The sequence below is a fragment of the Novipirellula methanifontis genome (assembly GCF_052161655.1).
Classification (GTDB): domain Bacteria; phylum Planctomycetota; class Planctomycetia; order Pirellulales; family Pirellulaceae; genus Novipirellula.
The window spans coordinates 1,782,352-1,805,403 of sequence record NZ_CP197418.1 but is presented as its reverse complement, the minus strand read 5'-3'; the positions used below and the strand labels follow the sequence as shown (position 1 = coordinate 1,805,403).

At 53.1% G+C, this 23,052-nt stretch carries 21 protein-coding genes; 10 read left to right on the top strand and 11 right to left on the bottom strand.

The features are described 5' to 3' along the window. Nucleotides 1-110: 110 nt before the first annotated feature. The 4 genes from SH528x_RS06400 to SH528x_RS06385 form a co-directional block, all read right to left on the bottom strand. The gene (locus SH528x_RS06400; RefSeq protein WP_442509691.1) at nucleotides 111-803 is read right to left on the bottom strand and encodes an ABC transporter ATP-binding protein; all 693 of its coding nucleotides are present in this window, start codon (nucleotides 801-803) and stop codon (nucleotides 111-113) included. A 39-nt stretch (nucleotides 804-842) separates the two neighbouring features. Continuing rightward, complete coding sequence (locus SH528x_RS06395) at nucleotides 843-1,790, bottom strand: prenyltransferase/squalene oxidase repeat-containing protein (protein WP_442509690.1); 948 nt, start codon at nucleotides 1,788-1,790, stop codon at nucleotides 843-845. Then, nucleotides 1,787-2,380, bottom strand: a complete 594-nt coding sequence (locus SH528x_RS06390; RefSeq protein WP_442509689.1) for a thioredoxin family protein — start codon at nucleotides 2,378-2,380, stop codon at nucleotides 1,787-1,789. Before SH528x_RS06390 ends, SH528x_RS06395 begins: the two co-directional genes overlap by 4 nt. Nucleotides 2,381-2,545: 165 nt before the next feature. Beyond that, nucleotides 2,546-3,364: an enoyl-ACP reductase FabI gene (locus tag SH528x_RS06385; RefSeq protein ID WP_442509688.1), complete on the bottom strand. Its 819-nt coding sequence runs from the start codon at nucleotides 3,362-3,364 to the stop codon at nucleotides 2,546-2,548. A gap of 171 nt (nucleotides 3,365-3,535) precedes the next feature. Between SH528x_RS06385 and SH528x_RS06380 the strand changes: the two genes are divergently transcribed. Both SH528x_RS06380 and SH528x_RS06375 read left to right on the top strand, forming a co-directional pair. After that, a complete protein-coding gene (locus SH528x_RS06380; protein ID WP_442509687.1) occupies nucleotides 3,536-5,563 on the top strand; it encodes a sigma 54-interacting transcriptional regulator in 2,028 nt (675 codons plus the stop codon). A gap of 206 nt (nucleotides 5,564-5,769) precedes the next feature. After that, nucleotides 5,770-6,507, top strand: coding sequence for an alpha/beta hydrolase (locus SH528x_RS06375; protein ID WP_442509686.1), 738 nt, complete (start codon nucleotides 5,770-5,772; stop codon nucleotides 6,505-6,507). Between the two features lie 22 nt (nucleotides 6,508-6,529). Here the strand turns inward: SH528x_RS06375 and SH528x_RS06370 are convergent, their stop codons facing one another. After that, the gene (locus tag SH528x_RS06370; protein ID WP_442509685.1) at nucleotides 6,530-7,165 is read right to left on the bottom strand and encodes a hypothetical protein; all 636 of its coding nucleotides are present in this window, start codon (nucleotides 7,163-7,165) and stop codon (nucleotides 6,530-6,532) included. A 231-nt stretch (nucleotides 7,166-7,396) separates the two neighbouring features. Here SH528x_RS06370 and SH528x_RS06365 point away from each other — a divergent pair, with 231 nt between their 5' ends. Continuing rightward, entirely contained in the window at nucleotides 7,397-7,954 is a 558-nt protein-coding gene (locus SH528x_RS06365) for a DinB family protein (protein ID WP_442509684.1), read from the top strand. A gap of 153 nt (nucleotides 7,955-8,107) precedes the next feature. Here SH528x_RS06365 and SH528x_RS06360 read toward each other — a convergent pair whose 3' ends face one another. Next, nucleotides 8,108-8,641, bottom strand: a complete 534-nt coding sequence (locus SH528x_RS06360) for a hypothetical protein (protein ID WP_442509683.1) — start codon at nucleotides 8,639-8,641, stop codon at nucleotides 8,108-8,110. A 38-nt stretch (nucleotides 8,642-8,679) separates the two neighbouring features. On the opposite strand from SH528x_RS06360, the gene SH528x_RS06355 reads away from it, so the two are divergent. From SH528x_RS06355 to SH528x_RS06340, 4 genes are read left to right on the top strand one after another with little or no spacing between them, the layout of a single operon-like run. After that, nucleotides 8,680-9,216 carry a hypothetical protein gene (locus tag SH528x_RS06355; protein WP_442509682.1) on the top strand — a complete coding sequence of 179 codons (537 nt, stop codon included), beginning with the start codon at nucleotides 8,680-8,682 and terminating at the stop codon, nucleotides 9,214-9,216. Nucleotides 9,217-9,249: 33 nt separating this feature from the next. After that, complete coding sequence (locus SH528x_RS06350; protein WP_442509681.1) at nucleotides 9,250-9,645, top strand: DUF4112 domain-containing protein; 396 nt, start codon at nucleotides 9,250-9,252, stop codon at nucleotides 9,643-9,645. A gap of 57 nt (nucleotides 9,646-9,702) precedes the next feature. Further along, nucleotides 9,703-11,094, top strand: a complete 1,392-nt coding sequence (locus SH528x_RS06345; protein WP_442509680.1) for an ArsB/NhaD family transporter — start codon at nucleotides 9,703-9,705, stop codon at nucleotides 11,092-11,094. A 13-nt stretch (nucleotides 11,095-11,107) separates the two neighbouring features. After that, entirely contained in the window at nucleotides 11,108-12,055 is a 948-nt protein-coding gene (locus SH528x_RS06340) for a universal stress protein (RefSeq protein WP_442509679.1), read from the top strand. A gap of 286 nt (nucleotides 12,056-12,341) precedes the next feature. Here the strand turns inward: SH528x_RS06340 and SH528x_RS06335 are convergent, their stop codons facing one another. The 4 genes from SH528x_RS06335 to SH528x_RS06320 all read right to left on the bottom strand — a co-directional run bounded on the left by SH528x_RS06335 (nucleotide 12,342) and on the right by SH528x_RS06320 (nucleotide 18,579). Next, nucleotides 12,342-13,322 (bottom strand): type II secretion system F family protein, encoded by a 981-nt coding sequence (locus tag SH528x_RS06335; RefSeq protein WP_442509678.1) that lies wholly within the window; start codon nucleotides 13,320-13,322, stop codon nucleotides 12,342-12,344. 113 nt (nucleotides 13,323-13,435) lie between these two features. Then, the gene (locus tag SH528x_RS06330) at nucleotides 13,436-14,404 is read right to left on the bottom strand and encodes a type II secretion system F family protein (RefSeq protein ID WP_442509677.1); all 969 of its coding nucleotides are present in this window, start codon (nucleotides 14,402-14,404) and stop codon (nucleotides 13,436-13,438) included. 231 nt (nucleotides 14,405-14,635) lie between these two features. After that, complete coding sequence (locus SH528x_RS06325; protein ID WP_442509676.1) at nucleotides 14,636-15,955, bottom strand: CpaF family protein; 1,320 nt, start codon at nucleotides 15,953-15,955, stop codon at nucleotides 14,636-14,638. 626 nt (nucleotides 15,956-16,581) lie between these two features. Beyond that, nucleotides 16,582-18,579 (bottom strand): M13 family metallopeptidase, encoded by a 1,998-nt coding sequence (locus SH528x_RS06320; RefSeq protein ID WP_442509675.1) that lies wholly within the window; start codon nucleotides 18,577-18,579, stop codon nucleotides 16,582-16,584. Between the two features lie 454 nt (nucleotides 18,580-19,033). Between SH528x_RS06320 and SH528x_RS06315 the strand changes: the two genes are divergently transcribed. Beyond that, nucleotides 19,034-19,684: a protein-L-isoaspartate(D-aspartate) O-methyltransferase gene (locus SH528x_RS06315; protein WP_442509674.1), complete on the top strand. Its 651-nt coding sequence runs from the start codon at nucleotides 19,034-19,036 to the stop codon at nucleotides 19,682-19,684. Between the two features lie 30 nt (nucleotides 19,685-19,714). Here SH528x_RS06315 and SH528x_RS06310 read toward each other — a convergent pair whose 3' ends face one another. Further along, nucleotides 19,715-20,407 carry a hypothetical protein gene (locus tag SH528x_RS06310; RefSeq protein ID WP_442509673.1) on the bottom strand — a complete coding sequence of 231 codons (693 nt, stop codon included), beginning with the start codon at nucleotides 20,405-20,407 and terminating at the stop codon, nucleotides 19,715-19,717. A gap of 291 nt (nucleotides 20,408-20,698) precedes the next feature. On the opposite strand from SH528x_RS06310, the gene SH528x_RS06305 reads away from it, so the two are divergent. Continuing rightward, nucleotides 20,699-21,580: a hypothetical protein gene (locus SH528x_RS06305; RefSeq protein WP_442509672.1), complete on the top strand. Its 882-nt coding sequence runs from the start codon at nucleotides 20,699-20,701 to the stop codon at nucleotides 21,578-21,580. Nucleotides 21,581-22,145: 565 nt separating this feature from the next. After that, complete coding sequence (locus SH528x_RS06300; RefSeq protein WP_442509671.1) at nucleotides 22,146-22,871, top strand: hypothetical protein; 726 nt, start codon at nucleotides 22,146-22,148, stop codon at nucleotides 22,869-22,871. The last annotated feature ends 181 nt before the right edge of the window (nucleotides 22,872-23,052 follow it).

Genomic DNA, 23,052 nt, shown 5'->3' with positions numbered 1-23,052 from the left:
AGATAAACGGATTCGGCTTCGATGCATCTATCATCCTTAGGGTTGGCCCATCTATGCAAGTAAATCCGCCGCCAACTCGATCACTTCACGGCAAAATTCACCTGAACAGATCAACACTGAACCAATTGGCCATCGCGAAGCTCGCAGCTTTGTTTCAGTGCTTCGGCGAGCGAGTGACTGTGAGTGACAACGACCAAGATAACGCCACGACTGGCAGGCAAATCGAGCAACAACTCGGTAACCGAGTCCGCAGTTCGGCGATCTAAGTTTCCAGTAGGCTCGTCCGCCAAAACCAACGAAGGACGCATCAACAAGGCCCGGGCGATCGCCACTCGCTCTCGCTCGCCACCGGACAGTTCACTTGGCAAATGACCGCGACGCTCTACCAATCCGACACTTTCAAGCAATTGTTCGGCATGCTCAAAACGCTCTGGTTCAGGACGACCTTGGGCCAGTGCAGGAACGAGAACGTTCTCGAGCACGGTCAATTGCGGCAACAAATGATGATCTTGAAAGACAAACCCGACGTGCTGATTGCGAAACCCCGCCAGCTCTTTTTCGTTTAAGGCAAACGGGTCCTGGCCGTCGATGCGAACGCTGCCTTGGTCGGGATGATCCAGCGTTCCTAGGATCTGAAGCAACGTGGATTTCCCACAACCACTCGGGCCTACGATGGCAAGAGAATCGCCGCCGTCAAGCGACAGCGACACATTGCTAAGAACCTGTAGCGGCTCGCCAGCGGTTGGATAGGACTTCGAGAGATTCTCGACCCGCAAAGAACTGTCAGTAACAGGCGTCGTCATTGATGTTGCTCCCTATGTGGCCACTCGCCACGTCTAGCCTCAAGTCGCGGTTTCACACAACGCGAGGCTTGCGATTCCATAAAACGTGTATTCGACATCGGTGGTGTCATCCAGCGACAGACCGACAAAACCGCCGGGACTGCGCTGCATCATGCGTGCGTACTTCTGAATCGCCGCGACATTGACAACGGACGTTGCATCGAGATCCACCAATGTGATCAGCCCCGTGCACGTGCTCAATAAATCAGCGAATGGGATCCGAGTGTTAGCGTTCATCCCCCCTTCGTCCGATTGCATTTCGGACAAAAACTCGATTGTTGCGGTGTGGTCCATCGAATCGAGTCGACCGAGCGCCTTGAGCGTTCCGATCGCAGCGGCCGTCGGGTTCACGCCAGGTCGCTTGGCGGCTCGTATTTCAAGGAAACCACCCTCCTCATGAGCCTGAGACTCGAGAAATCGGATGATGCCATCGGGGTTAGGCACCGGCACTTCAATCAATTCGTGACACAACACGGACAAGAACGTTTGGTAGGTGCTGCCGGCACGCCCTTCAGGCGTTTTGGCGAAACCACCATCGTCGGTTCGCAGCGTCGCAAGCAAATCGGCAATATTCTGACGCCACGAGTCGTCTTCGTCACCAATCACAACGGCGCCGACCGACAACTCACAAATCGCCGCAGCGAAAACGAGTGAAATCAAATCGATGATCGATTCACGCCGCTGCATGCGACTGCGCAGAAAGCTTGCCGCCTTCTCGCCGACTTCGGGCGTCAAACCATCCAAGATCCATAAACCACGCAGCGCAAACGCCGTGTAATAGGGATCACTTTCGCCTTCACGCCCCGCGAAACCGCCATCGTCTCGCTGTTGCGAGACGAGCCAGTTGGCATGAGCCTCGCGGACCTCGGGCGATAGTCCAAGCGCCCCGATCGCCAAACGCAGGGTCAGTTCGTGCAGGTAGCTTTGCGGAGCCGGGTTGTCGCTCACGCAGTGCCTTGCGGATTGAAGTACTGAGGCTCATTGCCCTCTTTCCACTTGATATTGCAACCAAGCGAAGGGGTTTGAGTCTCACTTGGCTTTCCACCACTCAGCACCGCGTCCAATGCCGCTCGCAGATCTTTGCCCGTCACTGGGATGTCCGTCTTGGGACGACTGCTATCGAGCTGCCCGCGGTAGACAAGTTTCGATTGCTCGTCGAACAAGAAAAAGTCCGGGGTGCATGCCGCGTGGTAGGCCTGCGCGACACTTTGGTCAGCGTCGAAGAGGTAAGGAAAATTGTAACCGCGTTCGGATTTTTCCTTTTGCATCGCATCGGGATTATCGTCGGGATACTTGTCCGCATCGTTGCTGTTAATTCCTACCACAGAAACGCCCTTGGCGATGTAGTCATCGGCCAGCGACGCCACCTGGTCGGCGACATGCTTCACGTACGGACAGTGATTGCACATGAAGATGACGAGCAACGCTTTGCCACCCGAAACGTCGGCTAGAGACACCTCGCCGCCGCCACATTCCGCTAGCTTGAAGTCGGGAGCGGCCGTCCCAAGGGGTAGCATCGTACTTGCAGTTCTTACCATTAGATTTCCATTCGATTGCGAGAGGTGGGTCTTTGTCGAGAACCGCCACGGGCGGCGTGACAGCGAGGTCATGCAGCAGCGAAAGCGGTTATCAGTGATGAAAATGGAGCAACGAGCGAGATTGCTCGTTGCTAGCATTCGGAATACCGAACAATGAACGTCGGATTATGACTGTTTCAATTGATCCAGCAAACGGCCTGGGCTGCCCATCGCGTGATAACCGCCATCAACGTGCAGAATGTCACCTGTGACTCCATTACTATCATCACTTAGCAAGAACGCGCCGGTGCGTGCGACTTCGTCATGCGTGACATTGCGGCCCATTGGTGCCATGTGTTCGTACATGGTCAACATCTTTTCCACACCTGCGGCTCGTCCTGCCAGCGTTCGGATGGGGCCGGCGGAAAGAGCGTTCACCCGTACACCTTGAGGGCCCATATCGTAGGCAAGGTAGCGAACGGTAGCGTCCAGAGCCGCCTTGCAAATTCCCATGACATTGTAGCCGGGAACACACTTCTCCCCCCCGAAATACGTCATGGTAGCTATCGCACCCCCCGGGTTCATGATAGCCTTAGCTGCGTTAGTACAAGCGATCAAAGTGTAGACACTTACATCCATCGCAAGTTTAAATCCGGCACGACTTGTCTCGACAGTGTCGCGAGCGAGGTCGTCGCGGTCGGCAAACGCGATGGAATGCAGCATAAAATCGATTTTCCCGAATTGTTCTGCAGTGTGATCAAAAACACTGCGGATATCGTCGTCGTTTTGCGCATCCATGGGTACAAGAAACTTAGCATTCTCATACTTGTCGGTTAATTGCGAAACACGGCGGCGATTTCGTTGGCGTTCGTCATCTGCACGATCCGGCAAATGAGTAAATCCACATTCACCACCTTGATCCATTATTTGCTTTGCGATGGCCCATGCGATCGAATGATCGTTCGCTACGCCCAAAATCAGACCTTTTTTGCCTTTGAATTGCATCGTCTATTCATTCCTAAAAATCATGGCGGTCACGTTTTGAGACCGAGTTTCGCAAATATCGCATCAATGGTTGATACGATTGAACTTCCCGCCCGGTGGCGGCGAAGTCACAGGATAACGGCTAAGTACCATACTCGTCTATTTGTCTAACTTCGCTGGGGAAACCTTTCAATGACCGAGGCACCTACATTGATCGAATCCAACCGACTCGAATCCGGGTTATCACTCGATATCCTGAAGACTCTGCAAACAGATCACTCGCGTAACGAATTTTTACACGTGGCGATCCCCGGCGTCCTGCAATCAATGGGCGGTACCCTTGGCGGCTTGGTGAGCCAACGAAGTGGCAAATGGACCCCAGAATGCTGGGTTGGCGAAAAACTGCCATTTCCGTCCGAATTGGTTGGCGAAGCCTTTGATCGTGGTGTCACGATTTCCGCAGACGGTTGGCATGCCATCCCGCTGGTACAGCCGACGTCGTGCAACGACACGCTTGGCGAACACTCGCCCAGCTCGGCTTTGGTGATGCGATTGGCCAGCGATGCCGATGAGCAGGGAATTTCACAGTCGGGTCCGCGTTCAATGCCGATCGCCGAGATGCTTTCCGCGGCGCTTCATCGCATCGACGCTCACGACCGCAATCTGCATCGCATCGACCAATTATCATCGGTGCTCCGAGCGGCAGCGCAGTGGCAGCAACTCGACGACGACGAAGCACTACTGCAACGAATCGCAGACACCGCAACCAAACTGCTTCGCTGTGAACGCGCTAGTATCTTTTTATGGGATCGACGCCGCAAAAAATTGGTGGGTCGTCCCGCGTTGGGCGTCGAAGGCAAACCGCTCGAAGTGGACGACAAGGCAGGAGTCGTTGGCGAAGTTCTCAGTACCGGGGAACCTAAAATCTGGAACGCCAGCAGCGACGATGACGAATCGCGAGTCAATCGCACGGTGGACCATTCTCTCGAATTTCAAACGCATTCACTCGTTGCAGTTCCGATGTGCAACCCGGTCGTTCACTTTGGTGCCAAAACGAAGGCCACCGCGAACGGCCGCGAAGAAATTATCGGGGTGTTCGAAGCAATCAATCGCCGCAATGGTTCCTTCGATCATTCCGATGTGGAGTTGCTGTCGGATTTGGCACTGCACGCGGCTGTCGCGTTTCAAAGTTTGCAAACAAGAAAATCGCTAACTGATTCGCGAGACCGATTGGTCGACGACGCCGCCTCGGCTACACAACTGATCGGCAATCACCCCTCCATCGACCAAGTTCGCAAGAACTCGCAAAAGGTGGCCGCGACCGACCTGACCGTGTTGGTTCTGGGAAACAACGGAACCGGCAAAGAAGTGCTTGCGCGACACATCCATTACGAAAGCAACCGTCGAAGCGGGCCTTTTATTGCCGTGAATTGTGCGGCGTTGGTTGAGTCGCTGTTAGAGAGTGAACTGTTTGGTCATGAGAAGGGTTCGTTCACCGACGCCAGCCAAACTCGCGTTGGAAAGTTTGAACTGGCTCATGGTGGCACGCTGTTTTTGGACGAAGTCGGCGACATGAGCCCCGGCGGGCAAGCCAAATTGCTGCGGGTACTCGAAGACAAGGTGGTGATTCGTGTGGGCGGTTCTCAAACGATTCCGGTTGACGTCCGCGTGATCGCAGCGACCAATCAACCGCTTGAGCAACACATTGCCGAGAAATGTTTTCGCGAAGATTTGTTTTTTCGCCTCAACGTTGTGTCATTGACGCTGCCCCCGTTGGCCAAACGTGGCGACGACATTTTGTTGCTTGCCAATCATTTCCTCAAACATTTCTCCTATCAAATCGGTCGGTCGGTACCCACGTTTGACGCCAATGCACGATTGACGATGCTGTCACATCCTTGGCCAGGAAACGTGCGAGAATTGAGAAACACGATGGAGCGAGTCTGTTATTTGTGCAGCGAAGACAGGATCGGAGTGGACGACTTGATGTTGACCGGGAACCCATCGCTGTCCTCAGGTGGCAACCGCGAGGCATCGTTTTTGAACAGCGCGCCACCGTCGCTCTCCGATGCGACTCGCATTTATCAAGTCGCTCATATCAATCAGGCCATCGAAACGTGTCGCGGCAATATGACCGAAGCGGCGGAGCGATTGGGACTTCACCGCTCGAACCTGTACCGCAAAATGCGACAACTCGGGATGCCCACGTCGGGTGAATAGTTGCGAGCCGTTTTTAACGGGCGGCTGCTAGTGTGTCGCGGGCCTGTTTCAACGCGAGCTTGCATGCGGCGAGTGATGGCTGCACGCACCACCTTTCCCAACCCACCCCAATCGCCTAAAAACGTGGCTTCCGCGGTCACTCAGACACCGCCCGCCACTGCAACTCTGCTGTGTCGAGTTCCATTTCATCAAGACACACATTGGTCATGCTAGAACCACGCCGCTCGCTTTATGGATCCCTTGACTGTATTGTCATCGACGGGGGACCGTCGCCGAAAATACTGGTCGTTCTGTGCCATGGCTATGGAGCTCCCGGCACCGACCTGGCTTCGCTCGCGTTTGAATGGATCACGTTACTTGGTGAGGACGCGGGCGATTTTCGCTTTGTTTTCCCTGCGGCTCCTCAAACGCTTGCTGATATGGGCATGCCCGATGGACGAGCATGGTGGCCGATCAATATGGCTCAGCTTGCACAACACGTTCAGTCATCGTCGTTCGCCGAACTTCATACTGCGGTTCCTCCGGGGATCGATGCAGCTCGCCAAACACTGTGCGAGAGCATTGCAGCGATGAAAACGGACATGGACGCATCGGCTGCCCCTCTCGTGCTGGGTGGATTTTCGCAAGGCGCGATGCTGACGCTTGATACGGCGCTGCGGGGGACGATTGATCCGCCCGCATTACTGATCCTGTTCTCGGGAACGTTGGTCTGTCAATCGGAATGGGCTGCGTCACTCAGCAGACTTGCTCACACACGCGTCTATCAATCGCACGGCACTGTGGATCCCATTTTGCCGTATTCGAGCGCCGTCGAATTGTCACGTTTCCTAACGGAATCGAACATCGAAACCGAATTTCATTCGTTCCGAGGCGGGCACACCATTGATGGCGAATCGCTCGAGCAAACAGCCCAGTGGATGAACGACCTACCACGCGACGCGTAGTTGAACCTCACCCGGCAACGGACTAGTAGTCACACTCCAGACTCGAACTGCTAGCGTCGGGTGTCCAATCGATCAGAGGACGATGGCAACTGTCCTTACGAAACATCAAGCAAACCAATGACGGGATGGCAAGTTCACGGTGAGTTGCCATCGAAATAACCGCGAGGTTGTACGACACCATCGCGGCATGTGATTTTTCCTGGGCGTCGGCGAGTCCTTTCAAACATCCTTGGATGGCCGCGCGACCTGCGACATCATCGTCGTCCGCCACCCGCTTTACCAACAACGACGAGGTGATGAGCAACTGTCGCTGCTCGTCCTCCAAGGCTTTTGCCGAGCCCCGGTCGGCGCGGTCCAAACGCAGTTTCTTCAACGCGATCTCCGACTTCCGGAATGTATCCACCAACTGGATTTGTCGCGCCATTTCAAATTCACTTGGCATCACATCGAGAAGGTGACCGATAATCAAATGCTCTTTCGCAATCGCCTCGACAAGCGTCTCAAGCGAAGCGTCGCAATGCTGTTGCATCTTGGATAGCTGCCGATATCCAACCACAAGTAGGGCTAGGACCGCGATAACCGCGATCGATAAAATGCACGCAATGATCTGTAGCAAGATCGCCCCCCTCATCGAATCGATGCTTAAATGAAATATCATTTGTACCAGATTCGCTCACGCGAGTTCACAAATAGGTTCACCTAAGTTGAACGAGTTCGCATAAAAGAAGGTGCTCGATCAGGTACTTGGTATTGACCCAATCGTGGTATATTGACTGCTCAACTAACTCCATTGCCTTCCGTCGTGAGGTTCAAGCCATTGCTTGACAGGGCGTACTGAAGCGATGCTCCCCTTAAATATGACGTCCCCCTTTCTCCCCACCTCTACTACATGACACGTATCGCAAGCCGGCGTCCAACGCCCGAAGAAATCACCTCGCCCTATCACAAAAAAATGATCGAGCGAGTATCCGGTGATTGCGTCCTTGCAGCACTCGATGCCCAATTGTTCACGATCTGCGAACTCGCGAGCAGTCTCTGCGCCGAACAGCTCGACAAGGTGCATCCGCCTTACGGCTGGACGATTCGCCAAGTCTACGAGCACTGCAGCAATGCGGAGCGTGTTTTTGGCTATCGAATCATGCGTTTCGCGGCGGGCGACACCACCGAGCTTCCAGGATGGGACGAAAACGCCTATGCCGATAGCCGGTTCGGGCTCGGCAATTTCCACCAAATCGTCAAGGAACTGGGGGCGCTTCGCCAAGCCAATTTGGCTTTACTGCGGCGGATCACCCCCAATGCTTGGGATCGTGCTGGCACCGCGGACAACCAATCGGTCTCGGTTCGAGCGCTCGCTTGGATCGCGGCGGCACATCTGCATCACCATTTGCAAATCGTAGCCGAACGTTGCCAGGTTCCTTTGAAAACAGAAGCTTCGATGCAATCGTAGAGTCCCCGCATTGCAGGCTGCTTAGGATCGTCGGAAGAATAACCGGCGGCGTCTTCCGTAGTGGACGAGGCAACGAGTCCTTGTTGACTGAATGAAGCTGCAGGACTCGTAGCCTCGTCCACTACCGCCCACCATTTATTGTTCCGAACGTCCTTAGTTTAGAATGGGTAGCTCGCCAGCGGGCTTGCGATCCTGATTGGCCAGATCGGGATGGGCATTGATCGACGCGAGCAAAGCGAGCAACCGATCCGCATGCTCTTCTCGATCCATCAGCGTATAGATCAACAATAGCTCTCGTAGTCGCAAGGATGAATAGAGCGGGTCGGGTAGCGAAGCCCGAGAAAGATCCAGGTCCGAATAGTGGTCCAATAAGTGCACTGCACTCTCGCGATCGCAAACACCGAAGCCGTGCGTTGCCGGATACAGAAAATGGTTGCTCAGTCGCCACAGTAACGCGATGATCACAGAGAGCACGGCAAGCTGGATTCCCGTTGTCATGATCATCGGGACCGGCCCAGCCCCTTCCGCACCATACAGGATCATCCACCGCAATCGAACGATCGCAATGACGACCACGGCCACGAATAGGAATGCGAAAACGCCGGCAATCAAACGTGCCCCGATCCCCAACCACGGGTGAGCGGCAGGACGATTGAGTATCGGCGGCGGTGAATACGGTGATGACAAAGATCCCCTCCCACGATTGCGACAACATCTAAAACAGAATGACTCTACAAATCAGATCTCAATTTCGCTTCGACGTTGCACGGTTGGTCATGTTACTGGTCGCCACATTCATTCTAGGATCGTCAGTTAACGCAGCCGAAGACGGCTACACGCTGACGATGCGAAAACCGGCAGACCGCGCCGCAATCAAGCAAGCCAAGGAACGACTTGAAATCCAGATTTTTTCTTCCATGGGAATTGGGCAACTCAAGCTCCATCGGGGTGCAGCCCATTCGGCTTGGCCGAAAACCGTGGTGTTGTTGATTCAGCACGACAAGGGCCAACCTCTCAAGGAACTCGAAGGATTCACGCTGCGTGGCAAAACCACACGGATCGAAGGCTCTCGCCGAACGAGCGGCGCGATGGATCAATATATTTTGACCCAGGATGAAGCGAAATTCCAGGACTTACCTTCACAAAAAGCAAAGATCCGCGTTGAGCGAACGAATGACGCGATGCGAGTCGAGATCCCCGGTGCGTTGCTCGCTGGAGAAACGGAGATCGAAATCCAGTGGATCGACTACTATCGCAGCTAAGCGACCCCTCTTCCTATTTAACAGCCATCTTTGATGCCGAACGCTAATAACAACGACCCTTCTCAAAATCCCGACCTTGAAAAATTGTATCGATTTGCCTCGATGCTGGATGATCGATTCCGCATTCCTGGAACTCAGGTTCGATTTGGTTTGGATAGTTTAATTGGCTTGATCCCTGGTATCGGAGACGCAGCGACCGCCCTGTCTCATGGCTATTTGTTCTGGAACGCTTTCAAACTGGGCGTTCGTAAGCGGGTCTTTTGGAAAATGTTGTTTAACGCACTGCTTGATTTATTCGGCGGTGCGATTCCGGTGGTGGGTGATATTTTTGACGTTTATTGGAAAAGCAATCGACGCAACGCCAACCTGATTACCCAAGACCTGCAAAAACAAGGGCGAAGTGGTGGTGGACGCACACCCAAGAATTGATAGGTTGTGAGAGCTAGTCCTCTCCTGTTTATCTGCACCGCACCGAAGAACTGTCCGATGGAATTGCTCGCTTCTGCATTGCAAGAAACGCCAATCGAACCCGCTTCCTCCGGAATCATGCTGTTATTCGCAGCGGTGATGATGGCAACTTACGTGGGCGTCGCGATTGAACGCTTCCACAAGACGGTTGCGGCGTTGTGCGGTGCTGCCGTGCTGATTGTGCTCGGCATCGCCTTGGATCTGTTTGACTATCCCAAAGTTTATGACTTTCTAAAAGAAGATCTCAATATCTTCGGGGTGATTATCGGAACCGGAATCCTTGTCGACGTCGTGGGCAAAAGTGGGCTGTTTCATTTTCTCAGCATGTGGATCGTCCGATTCACTGGTGGGCAAGCTGGCAAGTTGTATCTGACGCTATGCTTGGTGACGTTCTTATTTGTGTCGGTGCTGACGATCGTCCCGGCGATGTTAATCCTCAGCTCGCTTGTGCTCGTAATTTGCCGGTCGCTGGACTACAAGCCAGCTCCGTTGCTACTGAGTGTTGCGATTTGTGCCAACAGCGGCGCAATCGCCACGTTTGCAAGTGGACTGCCCAACATCATGATCGGGACGGCAGCAGGAATTCCGTACATGCAATTCCTGAAGGTATCGCTTCCTTACGCGGTCGTCAGTCTGTTCATTGCGATCGCCTTCTTACGATTCTTTTTTCGCCATGATCTGCCCTGGAAACAATCGGCCGAACAAAAGGCTGCGTTGCGAGACCAAATCGAAACGTTTGATCCATGGGCCTTGGTCGAGGACCGCAAGATCCTGTTGCGAAGCGCGACGATCTTGATGTTAACCGTGGTGGGTTTCGCGCTCGCTCAACAACTTGGCGTAGGGATGGATTTCATCGCGATGGTCGGCGCAACCGCTGCGTTGCTGTTTGCCGGCAAAGGAGTCGAGGATGCAATTCACAAAGTAAATTGGACGGTAATCCTGTTCTTTATGGGATTGTTTGTCATCATCGGCTGCGTCAAACAGACCGGAGCACTCGGTTGGGTGGCCGAGCAAGTGATTGCATTATCGGGTAACGAATTGTCGTTGCTGGTACCGCTGCTTGGCATTTTTTCGGCAGTGGCCAGTTCGATTGTCGACAACATCCCCGTCGCGGCCACGTTGATTCCGATCGTCCAAGATATTTCCGGCGATGCGGTTCCCGCCGAACCTCTATGGTGGACGCTGATTATTTGCTGCAACCTTGGCGGCAACGGAACGCCGATCGGGTCGATCTCGTGCGTGATTGCGATTTATGCATTGAAACGCGAAGCAGGGGTGCATGTCGGCTGGGGAACGTTTTTAAAGCTCGGCGGCAGCATCATGTTGGTGCAAGTTGCCGGAGCAATCGTGTATGTGATTATGGCCTACAACCTTGGCTGGATCCCCGACTTGCCAAATCTCGCTCATTGACGAAGGAAAAAAGATGAACAACGAATCAGAGTCCAAGGACTTGGATCGCGAAGTCGATGCTTCGATGCGAATGTTCGAGCGGTCCAAGGTTGGCAATGCCGCCTCCATCACACCGGTGGTCCCCGCTCGCGTTTTGTGGGTACTCGACGGATCCCCGCAAGACGAAACAGGATTAGCATCCGCCCTTTATTTGCGACAACGCTTTAACGTCGAGACACTCGTCCTGGATGCCAGAGACGACGCCAGCGGCGAATCCGAAATCGCGGCAAGCATGGCCCAAAAGATCTCAGGGGCGCGTCCAGTCAACTCGGCCGAAGGCGAAGCCTATGAAAAAATTCTCGCGTCGCTGGAGCGTCATGATGTCGATCTGGTGATCGTCCCCTGTCCCTTTGGACGCTCATTCGAACGCATTGGCACCGACAGTGCAGGCACCGTGATCGACGTATTGCTAAGCCGTTGCCCCAAAGCCATCCTCGTCAATCGACGTGACGATCAAACGCTCGACGAATGCTGTAAAGCGGTGTCGATGATCGTCGGCAGCGAATGTGACATGGAGCACCGAGCTGCTGCGTGGGCAATTGGAATGGCGAGCGAAAAAGCAAAGTTGACCCTGAATCTCGTAATCGAAAAAGAGCATTACGAAAACATTCGTAGCATTCTCGAAGCGATTGATCCTGAGAAGCCATTTGAGCCGGAACAATTTAGCGAGGCTTTAACCAAAACGCACCAAGCAATCCATGCGGCGATGGCAAAGACCGCACGCGAACGCGGACTGACCTATAACTTGTGGCCTCAGGCGGGCGAGATCGCACCGCCCAATCCGCTGCACGACACGCACAAGATATTGCTTGTTATGCCTCTCGAAGTCGACGATCGTTTCGGTCAAGGATTTGTCCAAGACCGAATTCGTCGCAGTCCCCATCCGGTATTGGTGGTTCCAGGACATATCGCGACGAGCTAGGCAGGTCGCTTGGCAGATGCCGACGGCGCTAGCGGGCTGTTGCTTTAATCGAAAAGTCAATCCCAGTGGTGAGCCGTGGGCCGTAAGGCACCGGGTAATGCGTGGGACCCGGCCGCTCACGCGTCACGGCTCACTAAATAAATAGCGAGCTAGCCGCGGGCCTATGAATAGTGCAGGAAGCATTCCTGCGGCTAACGCTGTCGGCTCAGATCATTCTGTTGAATGACTCATCTGGACCTGCTTAACGCTATGCCGTTGCTTTGTTCAGTGTACTGCCGCTGCATCTCTACTGGCTCAGCATGTTGCGATACATACTAATTCCCGCAGGGCCTACGAGCACGACGAAGATACCGGGGAAGATGAACAAAACGAGTGGAAAAATCATCTTCACAGCCGTCTTCGCTGCCTTTTCTTCTGCGATCTGACGTCGTTTGGTTCGCATCGCATCGCTCTGAACACGCAATGCACTACCCACGCTCGATCCAAACTTGTCCGCTTGAATCAAGATCGATGCCAATTGCTTCAGGTCGTCCACGCCGCTTCGTTGTCCCAATGCTCGCAGCACTTCGCTACGGGGGCTACCGAACTGCAATTGTTGATTCGCCACGTGGAACTCTTCACCAATTTGACGATGACTCTTTTTCATTTCTTCGGAAACTTTACGAAGAGCTTGATCCATCCCCAAACCCGCCTCGACACAAACCACCATCAAGTCCAATGCGTCGGGAAGTCCCAAGAAGATTTGCTCTTTACGTTTCTTGGCCAGATGACCGAGGGCAAATTTTGGAAGCATAAACCCAAGGATCAATCCGCCCAGCAGTTTCACTAACATGCCTTGGGTCAGTCCGTCGGTAAAGATGCCCAAGACACCCCCTAAGAACAGCCCGATACAGGCGATGATTAGCTGAATACCTTTGAACACCACCGGCGCGGTATCGCGACGGAATCCGGCGTTCATCAACTCGATCCGCAGCGCACCCATCTCTTTCTCGGTACCGGTCACGGTATCCTTCAGCGGTGACGTAGCCTTTTCCAGTGCGGCGGCAATTTTTGCGTTCTTGTCTCGTTTCTTGTCAGTATCGGAAAGCTCGACCGAGGCTCCTCGCGAGCTTCGCATTGCATCGAGACGTGCTTCCGCACGCGGCTTGTCGTCGCCGCTGACTCGTCCAAGCACGACCCAAGCGACACCGGTCACCGCAATAAAAATAGCGATCGACGTTAGCGTAACTGGGTCTAAGGCGAAAGCGAGAATCGTGAATGTGTTCATGATAGAAAGTTCCTTGCAGAACTCGTTCAACGAGAGGAAAAATTCGAGTGGATTGAGTTGCAGACCGATTGAAAAACCACAGCGACGTGCGTCCGTGGCGGTGATTTATGACGTTAAACTTTGATGGTGATAATTTTCTTGATCATCAACGCACCCAACAACTGCGAGAACAGGGCAATACCAAGCATGTACTGACCATATTCGTCGGTGAACAACATCATGACGTAGTCGTAGTTCAACTTTAACATCGTGATGAACAAGACGGGCGGCAGGGCAAGCAACACCGCACCACTCATTCGGCCTTCGCCAGTGAGCGCTTGAATCTGACCTTGAATTTGCAATCGTTCGCGAACCAAGTGGCTGATCTTGTCGAGGATCTCAGCCAAGTCACCCCCGGTTTGACGCTGCAAAATGATTGCCGTGGCAAAGAAGCGAAGATCCATATTCGGAACACGAGCGGCCATTCCCTCAATTGCTTCTTCCAGCGGAATACCAAAGTTTTGCTCGTCAAACGCACGTCCAAACTCGATCGCCAGCGGTGCTTCCATCTGTTTGGAAACCAGATCAAAACCTGCATTCAGCGAGTGTCCTGCACGGAGCGAGCGGCCCAGCAACTCGAGTGCCTCAGGCATTTGGTTGCCAAATTTGGTCAACCGCCGCTTGCGTTTGAAAATCAGCCACCCAATGGGCAATGTCACAAAGGCCAAACCCACAATTGGCGCCAACAAGATTGGAAGCGGCGAAACGACAGTCACAACGACTCCACCACCGACCGCAGCCAAACAAATCATCGCGAACTGCATCGCGTTAATGTTGATATCAGCTTGTTCGAGATAGTCGTTCAATCCAGGAACTTCTTCCAAGAACTTAGCCAACGGATTGGTTGCGTTCTCGCCACCATTGACTAGCAACGACTTGAAGTCTGAATCATTGCCGGCTCCCGCACCTCGGCGTGAGGCCATTGCAGCAAGCCGGTCTTCGGCAGACGTCGAGTCAGAGTTTGGCATCAATACATTGATGGCAAACGCAACTAACGATGCAACAAAAACACCCACGGCGACAATGATGACAATTCCGCTCATGACAGCAACGCTTTAATTCTCGAGGAAGTGGTTCAGGTGTGTCCCCTTAGTGGCGATAAGACCAGGGCACTTGAATACTTTTGGTTTGTGTTTCGAACTTACTCCGTTGCTGCTTGCAAAAAATGGCACGCAGCAATGAAGTCTATTTCTTAAATCGACTGTTTTCTTAAATCAGGCTTGTTGGCGACGGAACGACCCATCGACCGACAAGCCTGAGATTGCTTGATCTAACTACGCTGGCATAATCACGCGTTCGCGGAACGCACTGGCAGGCAAACGAACTCCCGCCGATTCCAACTTGTCCATAAACGAAGGCCGTACTCCGGTGCACTCAAAGTGACCGAATGCCTTGCCTTCTTCGTTAATTCCCTTTTGGACATAACGGTAAATATCTTGCAAGACGATCGTGTCCTGCTCCATACCGACCACTTCGGTGATCGCCGTGACGCGACGAGGTCCACCTTGCAATCGGTTTGCTTGAATCAGAACATCAACGGCACCCGAGATCTGTTGGCGAATCGCCTTCAAGGGCAAATCAAATCCGGCCATCATGACCAGCGTCTCTAAACGAGCGACCGCGTCACGTGGTGTATTAGCGTGAACTGTTGTCAACGACCCGTCGTGACCGGTGTTCATCGCTTGCAACATGTCCAATGTTTCGCCACCACGACATTCACCGATGATGATCCGCTCAGGACGCATACGCAGCGCATTCTTGACAAGATCCGTTGCCGTAACGGCTCCAGAACCTTCAATATTCGCAGGCCGTGTTTCCAATCGAACCACGTGGTCTTGTTGCAATTGCAACTCCGCCGCGTCTTCGATGGTGACGATACGATCGTCGTGTCCAATGAACGAAGAAAGCGTATTCAGTAGCGTTGTTTTACCCGAACCGGTACCGCCGGCGATAATCATGTTCAACCGGGCTTTAATACAACCCTCTAGCAACATCACCATTTCAGGTGTGAAGGCTTTGTAGTTCAACAAGTCTTCGAGTTTCAGTGGGTTGCTACCGAAACGACGAATGGAAACCGCGGCTCCATCAAGTGCCAAGGGAGGAATGATCGCATTCACACGCGAACCGTCTTCCAAGCGAGCATCCACCATCGGCGAGGTTTCGTCGACTCGACGGCCTACCTTGCTGACGATGCGGTCAATGATTTGTAGCAGATGCTTGTTGTCACGGAACTCGACGTCCGTCTTCTGCATCTGGCCGCCTTTCTCGACGTAAATATTCTTGGGACCATTGATCAGAATATCGCTGACCTTGGGGTCTTTCAGAATCAATTCGAGTGGACCGAGCCCGAGCACTTCATCGAGTACTTCGTCGATAATGCGATCGCGTTCTTGACGGTTCAGCAGGGTTTCTTCGGCGTCACACAGATGCTCGACCACTAGCCGGATTTCGCGTGTCAGGGTTTCGCCCTTGAGCTCGCCTACACGCGAAAGGTCTAATTTGTCGACCAATTTCCCGTGAATACGGCGTTTGATCTCTTCGAATTGTTGCTGACGATTGACTTCAGGCTTGGCTGTTTGTGTACCAGATCGCATGACTGGAAGTTCCCCGGTGAATACTCATTCAATGTTTTATTCGGCTTCGACCGCCATCCCTGTTTCCAAAACAGGGCTCAGAAACGAAGCACGCCGCATGAGTCATCTCGTACAGTTGACTGCTCGCCCCAAACACGCATCGAGAATGGGGGGGACAGTAACTTGGTGATCGAATGACCCACGAAAACATAGACCACGATTAAGGCACAGGTCGCCCAAACCGCACAAATTGCCGCAGAAGAATCCGAAGAGGGCAACTTTGCGGGCGATAAGCAGCGTGATTCCGCTCGTTCTATCGAAGGAAGATTCCGGTTCTACCGGATGCAACGAACGAATGCCCCAAGGCGTGGGGCGAGAGAAAGCGGGCGGCAGAATCGCTCTTGTCAACGAGCTCCATTGGGAAGATCGCCCCGATCGCGGTCGCGACGAAACTTGCATGGGACGTCGATTCGATTGCTGAGGTAGCGGAACTCACGCGAGAGTTTTGGTCATCCTAGAAAACGAAAGTCTTGACGACTTCCGCTACAACCAAAATCAATCCTTTTGACAATCGCTATGCCAAATGAACAACGGCGACGATCCTGGATCGCCGCCGCCGTGTCATTGATCAAAATCCGAAGTTCACACTACCAAATGCGAACGCGTTCTTCGGGTGGTAGGTACAACGGATCATTTGGCTTGACGTCAAACGCCTTGTACCAAGCATCCATATTGCGAACGATCCCGTTGACGCGATACTCACTCGGACTGTGCGGATCGGTAATCAATCGCTTCAACAACTCTTGTTCACGATACAAACGCCGCCAAATCTGTGACCAGCCAAGGAAGAACCGTTGGTCTCCGGTCAACCCATCAATCACAGGTGCCGGTTGCCCGTCGAGAGACAGATGGTAGGCCTCGTACGCCAGACTTAAACCACCAAGATCGCCAATGTTTTCACCGAGAGTTAAGTCACCGTTAACAAAGTTGCCTTTGACCGGTTCAAACTCACTGTACTGTTTCGCAAGGACCGCAGCTCGACGCTCAAACTCTTCGCGATCGCTGGGCGTCCACCACATTCGCAGGTTGCCCTTGCCATCGTACTTGCTGCCCTTGTCATCAAAACCGTGGCTCAATTCGTGCCCGATCACCGCGCCGATCGCACCGTAATTGACGGCGTCATCGGCAGCCATATTGAAAAAGGGTGGTTGCAAGATCGCTGCCGGGAAAACGATCTCGTTCATCGTCGGGTTGTAATATGCATTGATCGTTTGTGGCGTCATGTGCCACTCGTTTCGATCAATCGGTCCGCCGAGTTTTTTCAGTTCACGCTCATGCTCGAAATTGGCAGATGCAATGATATTCGAAGCCAACGAGTCCGGCACGATGCTAAGTTTCGAATAGTCTTTCCATTCATCGGGATAGCCAATTTTGGTCGTGAACAGCCCGAGTTTCTCGATCGCTTGTTTTTTGGTTCCTTCGCTCATCCAATCTCGCGATTCGATGCGTTTGGAAAAAGCCCGTTTCAAATTTTCGACCAACTCGTTCATCCGCTTTTTAGCTTCAGGCTTGAAATGCTCTTCCACATAAACTTGCCCTACAAGCTCACCCAACACGCCGCTGGTTGTGTTGACCGCTCGTTTCCACATCGGCTCTTGTTCGGTAATCCCGCTGATCGCCGTGCTATGGAAATCGAAGTGCCGCTGCTCGAGTGACTCGCTCAGATCCGACGCGTAAGCATCGATCAATTGAAATTTCAAATAGGATTTCCAAGCAGCCAAGTCGGTATTGGCAAACTGCTTCGCAAACGCGTCGATGTAACTCGGTTGACGAACAACAAATTTGTCTTGGTCTTCAACCCCCGCCGCGTTCGCATATTCGGACCAAGCAAATGAGCTCAATTTTTGGGCCAACTCCTCGGCGGTCATCGCATTGTAGGTTTTGTCAGGATCGCGATTCTCTGTCTTACTCCACTGAGCCTCGGCGATCGCTCGTTCAATTTGATAGACACTCTCAACTTCGGCATCAGTTACCGCGCCAAATTGGCTCAGCATATCACGAATGTAGACCTTCAACTGCTCGCGAAGCTCGACATAACGAGGCTCGTCTTCGAGATAGTAATCGCGATCCGGTAGCGTCAATCCCGACTGAGATGCATAGACCGTGTACTGATCACTCTTCTTCGCATCCACACCGACGAAAATAGCAAACGGACCGTAAACTCCGTTCCGCAACAATTTGCCGAGCACGGCCGCCAAATCCTGTTTTGACTCCGCTGCATCCACCATCGCAGCAAAAGGTTGTATGGGTGTTATCCCAGCCTTGTTTCTGGCTTGGACGTCAATCACGCTGCGGTACAAATCACCTACCTTTTGCGCTGCCGACCCTTTGGCACTCTGCTCGGCCGCCGACGCTTCGATCAACGTGCGAACTTGCTCACGAGTCATGTCATTCAAGACGGTGAAGATGCCATAGTCCGACTTGTCTCCGGGGATCTGTGTCGTTTCTAGCCACTTCTGGTTCGCGTACTGGTAAAAATTCTCGCCGGGTGAAACGTTCTCGCCAAACAGCGACTTGTCGATCCCCGAAACCGTCGATGGGGACGCTGCCTCGGTTTGTTGAGCATACAGCGGTGCCGATATCATCGAGCTTGCTAATCCGCACAAGCACGCACCGGTCAAAAGTGAATTTCGATTGAAACCTATCAAGGGTAGTCTCCGACTAAGTTGAGTTGAAATGTTAGGGTCTGGTCATCTGCGGGGGGCGACCGCCAAATGCCATGAGTTTTTCACGAGCTGTCTACAATGATGGGTGGATTGGCCACCGTTCAGGGGATACGGCAAATCGCCCTGACGCTGCCTGAACACTACGAGGCGGCATTCTATCCGAAAACTGCGAATGTCTTTAACCAAGCTAACGAGAAATTCAACCGATTTGGAACGTCCTTTTCCTAGGACAATAGCATCTGCAGGTTTTTGTGCTGGTGTGGTGGGGTATGATGAACGCGAAGGCCGATATTTCGCGATCCCCTCCACTCAGCAGGACTCACTTAGGTCACTGCCAGCGGAATCGGCCCGATCTCGATTGAATGGCCATTTCATGAGCGACGTCGATTTCCAACGTCAGCGAGAACAGTTGATCCGAGAAGAGTTGCCAATGCTCGGCATTCACGACGTAGCCGTCCTGGATGCAATGATGTCAGTCCCGCGTGAAGATTTTGTTAGCAAAGAGATGCGCGAGTTTGCTTATCGCAACGCCCCACTGCCGATCGGTTTCGGACAGACAATTTCACAACCTTTGATCGTCGCCTACATGATCGAGGCATTGCAATTGACGGCTCACGAGCGGGTGCTCGAAATCGGCACAGGATCGGGGTATGCCGCTGCCGTATTGGCGCAAATCGTGCGTGAAGTCTTGACGATCGAGCGACACCCCAAACTTGCGGAAGCATCTCGAGCCAGACTGAAACGGCTCGGTTATGACAATGTTCACGTCATTCACTCGGACGGCACGCTCGGGCTACCCGACCAAGCTCCCTTCGATGCGATTATCGTTGCCGCTTGCGGCCCCAGCGTGCCTCCCGCACTTCAGCAGCAGCTTGCTCTCGGGGGACGTCTGGTCATTCCCGTCGGTGAAAAACAAGGGTCTCAAAAATTGATTCGAGTAATTCGCCAAGACGAAGATGACTTCGATTTCGAGGAACTGGGTTACGTTCATTTTGTCCCGCTCGTGGGCGAAGCGGGCTGGTGAGCAAAGTTTATTGCAACAGCCGTCATCCGATCAATCAAGTCGATCCCACAGCACGCCTTCGCCGGTACCATCGCCACGAAACTTCAGCAGCCGAGCCTCTTGGTTACGATTCAAACATTTGATAGCGTCGGCGAGTCGACGTTTGGGATCGAGATCCGGCTTCAACGACAAAGGATCGTCAATCTTTGAAGGCCAGCCATCTTCCTCGAATGCCGCCAGAATCGTTTCTTGATTGAGTGCAGGCCACCGAAATCGCTTGATCAACTGTCGCCCCAACCGCAATTCATGCCGCGAGGCGTCCCAGCAGGGACCGCTCGTCTGCAGTGCCCCCATGTCGGGAACTCTCAAGTGTTGACCATGAATTCCGGACGATCGCAACCGACCAGCCACGAGTCGTTGTCCTTCGGCGGTCAAAGCAAAACACGAATGGTTATCAAAGACGGCTCCGGCTCGCTCACGCACCATTCGGTGTTCGTCGCCTGGAGTGCTAATGTCCTGACCGTGCATAAGCCAGTTACGACATACCAACCAGCGAACATCGTTGGTCCGAATCCCCATTTCTTGCAATTCAGCAAAGGGAATCGCGAACTCCCACGGCGAACATGACGCATCCACCGCATACTGTGCGGCGTCGTAAAGAAGAGAGAAAGCATCTGCGAATGAATTCAACTTCTCAATGGCGAATTCATCTTCGCAATGCCAGTTATCGCTGACTGCATCCATGCCAAAACCTATGGAATGAAATCTTATCAATCATTACAAACCAAACTTACCGCCCCCCCAAGCGATGGTCAAGTCGCCCGGGTGCATGAACTTGCTCTTTTCTTTCAGACAAAGCAAGCATGTTCTTGATAATCAAAATCCATCGCGATCCGTTTGCTGCCGTTGGGCTTCACCTCGCTGCACGTATTGCAATCGAGCAGTAGCCGTTTCAATAGCAGACGCGATTAGGGATGGAGTCCCGAATGACACTGTGTGGCAATAACAAGGCGTTGCAATGACAAGGTGCGGGAAATGTCATCATTTACTCCTGATGCATTCGGTTGGTGTCCCGATATCACCGACCCACGAGATTTCCCATTCACGCAAGGAATTTTGAAAGCGAATTTCCTTTTGCCAGCACGCGAGCCGCGAAGTTCTACGGCACCGCGGGAGTTGCCTGAAACGCACATTTTGGACGAAGAGACGCTGCAACTTCGCCAACTAGATCATTGCCCTGACCACACTACCACGGCGGTCATGACATTGTCCTTGGTGGATTGGATCAGTCGACGTTGGCGTGGAATCCCGCTGAATCACTCTTCAAAATTTCTTTACCAAATGACGATTCGGACACATGGGGGCGGCGGATTAATGGGAGTTGGGTTACGAGCAACACTGAAGTCATTGGTGCGTTTTGGTGCCCCGCCGGAACCAATGTGGCCATCTCAGACACTCTCACGTGCCTTCCCCACGGATCCGACTCTGTTCGGGTTTCGCAGTGACTATGCCAGCTTGAAATTTTATCGAATTGACGATCGATGCGATCCCGCGATCAACCGTTTGACAGCGATCAAATATTGGCTGGCCTCGGGAACGCCGTGTTTGTTTGGATTTTCTGTACCCGATTGCCTGACGATGCAGAGCTGGATCCCACACGAACCGAATCGCAGCGGCATCCTCGGAGGAACGGCAGCCATTGCGATGGGATACGACGACAATTTTCCACAACACGACCCTCGTTCCGATTTGCGTGGTGCCCTGCGGGTCCGCTGCGGATGGGGTGATCGATGGGGTGACCATGGTTATGGATGGCTGCCCTACAGATATGTGCTCGACCGATTGGCATGTGATTTTTGGGGAGTACTACATCCCGATTGGACTTCCAATCCGGATCGGTCATCGGGATGCCCCTGATGGATTCCGAACCATTCGCTTCCCGCAATGGGGACACGCTGGGAGCAGCAACCGGACAATCATCAACAAAAGCCGACCGATTGTCTTCCGTAGCGATAGCGAACCGATCCTCTAGCATCGGGGGAATGCCGCAGGCGAACGACGCTTCGATTGATTACTTACCCGGTATCGAGGAACCCCAGCCATGTCACTCTTTCGCACCCTGATCCCTATCTTGGGCATTTCTGTTTTGTTGATGAGTCATGCCGACGCCCAACATTACGGTGGTCACGTGATCATTCACCCGCAGCCGAGTTGTCAAATTCATCCGATCTATCCTGCGCCGCCGATCTACCACCCGATCCTACGGCCGTCTTGCTCGTACTGTGGGCATTACCCATGCACATGCCATCACCACAATCCTTGCTCCCATTGCGGCCACTATCCTTGTACATGCCATCACCACAATCCTTGTTCTCATTGTGGGCACTACCCTTGCACCTGCCATCATCACGATCCATGTTCCCATTGTGGGCATTACCCATGCAACTGCGATTGCAATCACTGCCTGGATTGTGAAATCCGATTGAGTCATCACTGCGATCGACGCACCTGCAGCAAGACGCCGATCCATCTCAACATTATCGGTCGCATTCCAAGAATCGACGAAGAAACCCATTGCTATGTTTCCAAGATCGATTTCCAAGCGCCGACCAAAGTCCCCTACGTTATTTCCAAAACGCACAAATGTGTTGAAATCGGTAAGCGTGCGATCACTTGTTTGCCCGGCTGCTCGTTCTCACTGTGTGTCCCCATCAACGAATGTTGCGAGAACGTGCTGACCTGCGAACTTCGCGACAAGATGATGAAGTTACAAGCTCGCAAACGTGACAACGGCACCTACGACATATACGTCCTCAATGAAGCAAGCGGTGCATTTTCAGCAGGTGGCATGCCGGAGCAATGGCTGGTCATGCACTGTGCCACCAAATCACAAGTCGAATCGAAATTTCCATCCGTGCAAGTCACAGCACGAGACGGCAAACGTGTATCGGAAAGAGTCGTCATGACCCCACGTCACTCCAAACCAACCACGGCCGATACCGAGATGGAGCTGGTAATTTCAAAGGCCGCAAAAGACAAAGCTCCGGCACTCCAAAACGAAACAGCCCTCAAGACCCAGCAAGCGATGCCGACAAAAGTTGCACCAATGATCACGTCCCAACCGGCCGCACCGCCGGTCACCAACGTTCCGCCGGTGAAGTTGACGATCGTGCATCCGATGCAAGCTCAAGTTGTAGTGACGAGGTAAATGAGCGGCGTAAATGAGCGGCTTAGGCGTTTGCCACGGTTCCCAGATTCAAGCCGGGCAAACGCTGGATTGCTAAAAGCCCGAAGTTGACAAGAATTTCGAGATGTCCTTTTTTCTTCCGGCTTATGACTGCAGTTACCTCTCCACCGACGAAGGAGACTGCTGATTTAGTTAGCCGTTT